6 protein-coding genes are annotated in these 6657 nt (G+C 62.6%); 5 read left to right on the top strand and 1 reads right to left on the bottom strand.

All coding sequences use genetic code 11. The features are described from left to right. The first annotated feature begins 120 nt into the window (after nt 1-120). From ACY693_RS12885 to ACY693_RS12865, 5 genes are all read left to right on the top strand, one after another. Nucleotides 121-729, top strand: coding sequence for a fasciclin domain-containing protein (locus tag ACY693_RS12885; protein WP_462322230.1), 609 nt, complete (start codon nt 121-123; stop codon nt 727-729). Nucleotides 730-836: 107 nt separating this feature from the next. Continuing rightward, nucleotides 837-2342, top strand: a complete 1506-nt coding sequence (locus tag ACY693_RS12880) for a BCCT family transporter (protein ID WP_462322231.1) — start codon at nt 837-839, stop codon at nt 2340-2342. A gap of 155 nt (nt 2343-2497) precedes the next feature. Further along, entirely contained in the window at nt 2498-2935 is a 438-nt protein-coding gene (locus ACY693_RS12875) for an EF-hand domain-containing protein (protein ID WP_462322229.1), read from the top strand. Nucleotides 2936-2992: 57 nt separating this feature from the next. Then, nucleotides 2993-3814 carry a DUF2189 domain-containing protein gene (locus ACY693_RS12870; protein ID WP_462322228.1) on the top strand — a complete coding sequence of 274 codons (822 nt, stop codon included), beginning with the start codon at nt 2993-2995 and terminating at the stop codon, nt 3812-3814. Nucleotides 3815-3825: 11 nt separating this feature from the next. After that, entirely contained in the window at nt 3826-5175 is a 1350-nt protein-coding gene (locus tag ACY693_RS12865) for an MgtC/SapB family protein (RefSeq protein ID WP_462322227.1), read from the top strand. 154 nt (nt 5176-5329) lie between these two features. Here the strand turns inward: ACY693_RS12865 and ACY693_RS12860 are convergent, their stop codons facing one another. Beyond that, nucleotides 5330-6022: a BON domain-containing protein gene (locus tag ACY693_RS12860; RefSeq protein WP_462322226.1), complete on the bottom strand. Its 693-nt coding sequence runs from the start codon at nt 6020-6022 to the stop codon at nt 5330-5332. Between the last annotated feature and the right edge of the window lie 635 nt (nt 6023-6657).

The following is a 6657-nucleotide window of genomic DNA, read 5'->3' as shown; positions in this document are numbered from 1 at the left end:
CCTCAACCTGATCCCTCAACCTGATCCAAGCCTTCCCGATTCGAGCCTCGCTGATCCGAGCCACAAGGCGTCGGCTCAACGCTCGTTTCCGCTCAAACCGCCGATAAGAGGAATGCTCCCATGAGTGAACAGCCAACCTTCTTAACCCAGCAGCGTTGGACCATCATTTTCGCGCTGGTGCTCGCGCTCGGACCGCTTACGGCCCTGACGCTCGGCAGCAAGTACGCCGACGAAGAAACCATCGCCCGCGCCGAGGCCGGGGACCGCAACTACGATGCGCCAGGTCCGTTCGCGTCCTTTGAGCTTGCAGAGACGGGCGGTGCCGCCGCTGACAGCACGGTGCTCGATATCACCCAGGATGCGGCGCTGTTCAGTACCTTTGAGCAGGCCATCGAGCAAGCGGGCATGCTCGACGTGCTTAAAGAAGACGGCCCATTCACCCTCTTCGTGCCGACCAACTCTGCCTTCAATGCGCTTTCAGAGGATCAGCGCCAAGCGCTGATGCAAGATCGACAAGCATTGATCAACCTGGTCAGCAATCACGTTGTGCGTGCACGCCTCGGTATCACCGATCTGCTGCAGGCCGACCGAACCGAGACCCTCTCGGGTAAGCGGCTCGAGCTCGATGCACCTGGGGCCCAGTTGAGCGTCGCCGGTGCTGAGATCGTCCAGAGCAACCTGGTGGCCGGCAATGGCGTCGTGCACGTCATCAACCGCGTGATCCTTTAGCCCGATCGCGATCAGGGCGCTCCGGCGCCCTTGACCCCGCCCTCGTTCACTTCCGAGCACAGCTAAGCGAGACTATCGTGTCTAGACTCTCGCGCATCTTGTCGACCATGCAGCCGACCGTGTTTCTCGGCTCGGCCGCGGTGGTCATCGGTTTCGTCGCGCTCGGCGTCGGCTGGCCGCAAGCTGCGCAACAAACATTTGGTGCACTGCAGTCGGCCATCTTGACCAACTTTGGTTGGTTCTACGTGCTTGGTGCGACCGCGCTGCTCGTCTTCGCGCTTTGGCTCTTGGTCAGTCCGTATCGCCATATTCGTCTCGGCGGTCAGGACAGCGAGCCCGAGCTCAATTATCTGTCTTGGTTCGCGATGATGTTCAGTGCCGGCATGGGCACTGGACTGGTGTTCTGGGGTGTGGCCGAGCCGGTGATGCACTGGAGCGACCCGCCCTTCGCAGCGACTGCAGAGGGCGGCCCGGTCCGCGAGGCGCTGCGCCTGAGCTTCTTCCACTGGGGCTTCCATCCCTGGGCCATCTATATCGTCTTTGGGCTTTCCATCGCCTACTTCCACTTTCGCCATGAGCTTCCGCTGGCACCACGCTCGTTGCTGTATCCGCTGATCGGCAAGCGCATCTTCGGGCCAATCGGCCATGCCGTCGACATCCTGGCCACTGTCGGCACCCTGTTTGGCGTTGCGACCTCGCTCGGCCTCGGGGCGATACAGATCAACGCCGGACTGGGTCGGCTCTCGGGCGTCCCCCAGACCGAATCGATTCAGGTGGTGATCATCGCAGTGATCACCGTCATTGCGACGATCTCGGTGGTCAGCGGCGTGCAGCATGGTATCCGGCTGCTGTCACGCTTCAACATCGGCTTGGCTGGCATGCTGCTCCTATTCGTGCTCGTCACGGGACCGACGGTCTATCTGATCCAGCTGTTCATCTCGGCGTTCGGCGCCTATCTGCAGCAGTTCGTCAGTCAGAGCCTCTGGCTCGATCTGCGACCGGATAGCGCATGGCAATTCGACTGGACGCTGTTCTACTGGAGCTGGTGGATCTCCTGGTCGCCGTTCGTCGGTGTCTTCGTCGCACGGATCTCGCGCGGACGCACGATTGGCGAGTTCATCCTGGCCGTGCTCTTCGTGCCGGTGCTGATCACCTTCCTCTGGCTCACTGTCTTCGGTGGCACCGCGTTGCACAGCACCGTGCTCGGTAACAGTGGTATCGAGTCCGTCGTGCAGCAGAACGCCAGCGCAGGACTCTATGCGATGCTCGACCAGCTGCCATTGCAGACCTTCACATCGATCCTGGCGACCCTGATGGTGGTGGTGTTCTTCGTCACCTCGTCCGACTCTGGCTCGCTAGTCGATGACATGGTGACCTCGGGCGGCCATCCGCACCCGCCCAAGGCACAGCGGATCTTCTGGGCCGTCGCCGAAGGCACGGTCGCGGCAACGCTCCTACTCTCGGGCGGATTGCAGGCCCTGCGAACCGCGTCTCTGACCTCTGGGCTGCCCATGACAGCCTTTTTGCTCATCGCCTGCTGGGGCCTGCTGAAGGCACTTCGCGCCGATGAGCAGGTCGCCGGTATCCCCTCGCGCAAGGCCCTGCGCGACTGATCGCGCGACTGGCCGCTCGATTGACCGGGCCATTGGCGCGCAACTGACCAGGGGCCAGTGCAAATCCGCCACCTGATAGCGCCGGCATGGCCCTTGCGTCGATCAAGGTCGAGTCGGGAGTGCAAACCGGCTCAAAGCCAATGAGGAGACATTGAATGATCCACAACAAGCTAGTCGAGCGCCCTGTTGTCGCCATCGCCTCGGCCGTGGCAGCGCTGAGTCTCGCAACACTCGTGGTTGCCGATCCAGCGGCCGAGGACGACGCCGTCCTCACCGAGGGCAGCGCCGCGCATACCATGCCCGACGGTCAAGAGCGGCAGGCAAATGAGCCAAACATGGGTGATATGCCCCAGCGCGAGTCGCCCCTCACCGGTATCGCGCCTCTAGAGGACGAGGTCGATCCGGCCCGTCCATTCAGCGACCTCGACCTCGATCGCGACGGGGTGCTGACGCCCAACGAGGCCCATGCCAGTCCTCGCATCGGCACCGACTGGCGCCGACTCGATACCAATAACGACGGCGTCATCGACCGCTCCGAGTGGAGCCTGGTCGTCGACCAGCCGCCACCGACCGCTGAAGAGGCCCATCGCTGAACATCTGTTCGCGTTGGCAGATCACCATCATCCGTGACAACAAGCGGAGGAGTTATCATGAACAGCTTTGTCCTCGAAACCAGCCAGATCCCGCGGCGCCGTTTTGCGATCCCGCGCTTGCCTGCTGCTCAGCCATTCTCTTGGCTGCGAAGCGGCTTCGATGACCTCATGGCCGCACCTGTCACCGGCCTGCTCTACGGCCTCGCGGTGACAGCACTGGCATTCTTGATCGTATCGCTCACCGTCGGCGTCAACCGCTTCTATTTCGTTCCGTTCATCTTCGGCGGCTTCCTCGTCCTCGGTCCGATCCTCTCGGTCGGGCTGATGGCGATGGCGAAGCGTCGTGAGTCGCCAGACGAAAAGCCCAGTGAGACGATTCAACGCATCCTCGCCGCCAATACCTCCGGCCTTTCGCTGATGGGCCTGTTCTTGCTGTTGGTCTTCATCAACTGGATCATGCTCTCGAACCTGCTCTTCGGCGGGGTCTATCATGAGGTGCTGGCAACCTATGCAGAGGTGCGCCCACTGCCGGTGATGTTCGGCGAGAGCTGGCCATTCGCGCTGGTATTCGGTGGCATCGCCTTGGCCTTGGCGGTGATCGTGTTTCGCATCACCGCCGTCTCCCTGCCGATGTTGGTCGACCAGCGCGTGGATGCCATCAATGCCGCGTTCGCAAGCTGGCGCGCGGTGGGCGATAACTGGCCGGCGATGACCCTATGGGCCCTCATCATCGCCGCACTCGTGACAGTCGGCATTCTGACCTACTTCCTCGGCCTCATCATCGTCACACCGCTGCTTGGCTTTGCGAGCTGGCACGCCTACCGCGAGACCTTGATCCCAGAATCGAAGGAAGCCAGCGGTCGTGATACCGACATCTGAACATCGCCAGCATGACAGGCCTGATCGAGGGCGAGGAGCAGCGTATCCTGCTAGAGCTGGCTGTCGCGCTCGCGATCGGTCTACTCTTTGGGCTCGAGCGCGGCTGGCACGGCGAGCAAGAGGCCGAGAGCAAGAAGCCAGCTGGCGTTCGGACCTTTGGGCTCATCGGCCTGCTCGGCGGCGTTGGCGGTGTGATCGCACAGGCGCTCTCGCCGATCGTCCTTGGACTGCTGTTCGTGGCACTGGCCACGGTGGCGGTTGGCAGCTATCTGCTTCATGTCCGCGAGAATGCCGCGACGGGTAGCACGTCTCTAATCGCTGAGCTGCTCGCGTTCGCGCTGGCCGCACTCTCGACCCTTGGGCATGAAACCGAAGCCGCATCGGCCGCAGTCATCGCAACACTGCTGCTCGGCTTCAAGCCGCAGTTGCATCGTTGGCTAGCGCGGCTCGAGCAAACCGAGCTACATGCGACCCTCAAACTGCTGTTGATCACCGTGGTCCTGCTGCCGGTCTTGCCAGACCAAGGCTACGGACCAGCCAAGGCCCTCAACCCCTATGAGCTCTGGTGGTTGGTGGTCTTGATCGCCACGATCTCATACGTCGGCTATTTCGCGATCAAGGTGCTCGGGGCCAATGGCGGTATAACGCTCACCGGCCTCCTCGCCGGACTCGCCTCCTCGACCGCACTGACGTTGCAGATGGCACGCATCGCCCGTCGTCAGGGCGCACATAAGGGCGCACATCAGGGCGCACAGGCGAACCTGATCGCGACCGGCATCCTGATCGCCAACACCACGCTGTTTCCGCGCATCCTGGTCATTGTCGCGCTCCTGAAACCCGCGCTGGCGCTCGCATTGGCGGCGCCCCTGATCGGCATGACCTTGCTGACCCTGGTGCCAACGCTGGCGTTCTGGTTGCGCCGCGGAGCGCCACTCGAGGCCGGTGCGCTACAGGTCAGCAACCCCTTGGCCTTGGGCCAAGCACTGCGTTTCGGGCTGCTGTTGGCGGTCGTCATGCTGGTCGCGCGCATCAGCGCCGAGATCTTCGGTAGCGCTGGGTTGCTCGGCGTCGCCGCGGTCTCCGGTGCCGCCGACCTGAACGCGATCACGCTCTCGATCGCCCGCATGGAGCTCGAACAGATAGGTGAACGCACCGCGCTGATTGCCATCCTCATTGCGCTAACCACCAACACCCTGTTCAAGACCCTGCTCTGCGCAACGATCGCCGGGCCACGACTGGCCTGGCGCATCGGCCTATCGCTCAGCGCTGCCCTGCTTGCTGGGTTTGCGATTGTGCTATCGGGGTGCAGTTGTGAGCAGTGGATCAGGGACATTCCATTGTCAGTGGTTGACTGGCGCTGATGGCATGCCATCCGAGCGCCTGGCGCAATGCAATGGGGCTCAACGGCAGCCGCAATACCGAATAGCGCCGCGGGCTGGATCGATGTATCGGAATGCTGCTTGACCCTGCAGGGCAGCCAAGCGGCTGGCTGCCCGTGCAGCGGACAGGCTCTTGTCAAGGCGTAGCGACCTCGAGCTCGCTATTCACCCGCTCAACGCCATAGAGTGATTCAGCCAGGCGCTTGGCGCGCATCTCGGACGAGTAGTCTCTCAGCGTGCCGTGGAGCCGGACGATCCCGTCCTCGACCTCAACCTCAATGGTCTCGTCGGCGAGGTCGGGGTCATGGGCCAGCCTCACCTCGAGTCGCTTGGCGACTGTCTCATCATCGGGTGGCCCGACTGATCGATTCTTGAACGGGACCAGGGCGGGGTCGACGTAGAGGGCATTGACAACGCCGCCAATGCCCTCGGTCTCATTCGCCATGCGTCGTGCTCGATGGCTCTCGGCCGTGGTCGATACCGAGCCCGAGAGGTTCAGGATGCCATCGTTGACACTGACCTCCAGATCGTAGGGCGCAAGCTCGGCATCCCAAGCCAGGCGTCGCTCGATGCGCTCGGCCAACCGTCGATCCTCGTCAACGGCAGCCATACCGGCCTGGTGGCCCGAGCGCATACCCGGACTCTTGCTCGGGCCGGTCGGGCTGTCAGGGCTGCTCGCCGTGGTCTCGGTCCCCGGCAGCTCTTTGGTCTCAGCTGCCAGCGCTGGATCAAGATCGATGCCGCCGAGTACAATGCCAAGGATCAACGAAGCGGTCCCTAACAGGCGCCCCCGCGACCCTCGACGCCGTTCTTCCCGCAGCCGTTTCATGAGAAACCTCCTGGTATCAAAGTATTTGCGAATCAAACAGCTCGTCGCTGCACAGCACCGGATGAGCTGATCAATCCACGACGCAAGCGACGCGCCAGGATTGGCGAATGCCGGCTAGACATTGATTGCAAGGAAGGGCCTGCAAGGACGGGCTTGCAAGGAGGCGCCCGCAAGGAACAGGCTGGACACCGGCCGGATCGGCAACCACAGCCGGCTCAAAACACCCGGCACGTTGGCAAATGCACCGATCGCACGCGTCTGCAAAGAGACTGACCGCCGATCATCAGCTGCTCGCGCGAGGCGTCTACGCCGATCGGATTGCTCATACCTTGGATGGCCCATACCGAGACGCGGACAGCGACAGCTGGTATGCAACCTGCCTGTGCAGATCCCTAGAGACCGCTCGTCACGCCAGTCATCAGCCACCTACGCGGAGCGAACCAGCACGGAGCGACGCCTGGCAAAGGACTCGGGGCAAAGGACTCGGGGCAAAGGACTCCGGGGGAAAGGACTGGGGGCGAGACAGGAGCGAGCGGCGACGACAACCATCAACGAGGCTGCACCATGTATCGACGCGCGCTGATCATTGCCCTTTCAACCATTCCCCTTTCAATGACAACCGCTCTCGCCAATGC

This window comes from Halochromatium sp. (genome assembly GCF_054919635.1).
This window is presented reverse-complemented; position numbering and strand designations above follow the sequence as displayed.

Excerpts from the sequence above, each read along its gene's own strand:
- ACY693_RS12875 (WP_462322229.1), top strand. The coding sequence starts at position 2,498 with ATGATCCACAACAAGCTAGTCGAGCGCCCTGTTGTCGCCATCGCCTCG.
- ACY693_RS12865 (WP_462322227.1), top strand. The coding sequence starts at position 3,826 with ATGACAGGCCTGATCGAGGGCGAGGAGCAGCGTATCCTGCTAGAGCTG.
- ACY693_RS12885 (WP_462322230.1), top strand. The coding sequence starts at position 121 with ATGAGTGAACAGCCAACCTTCTTAACCCAGCAGCGTTGGACCATCATT.
- ACY693_RS12860 (WP_462322226.1), bottom strand. The coding sequence starts at position 6,022 with ATGAAACGGCTGCGGGAAGAACGGCGTCGAGGGTCGCGGGGGCGCCTG.
- ACY693_RS12880 (WP_462322231.1), top strand. The coding sequence starts at position 837 with ATGCAGCCGACCGTGTTTCTCGGCTCGGCCGCGGTGGTCATCGGTTTC.
- ACY693_RS12870 (WP_462322228.1), top strand. The coding sequence starts at position 2,993 with ATGAACAGCTTTGTCCTCGAAACCAGCCAGATCCCGCGGCGCCGTTTT.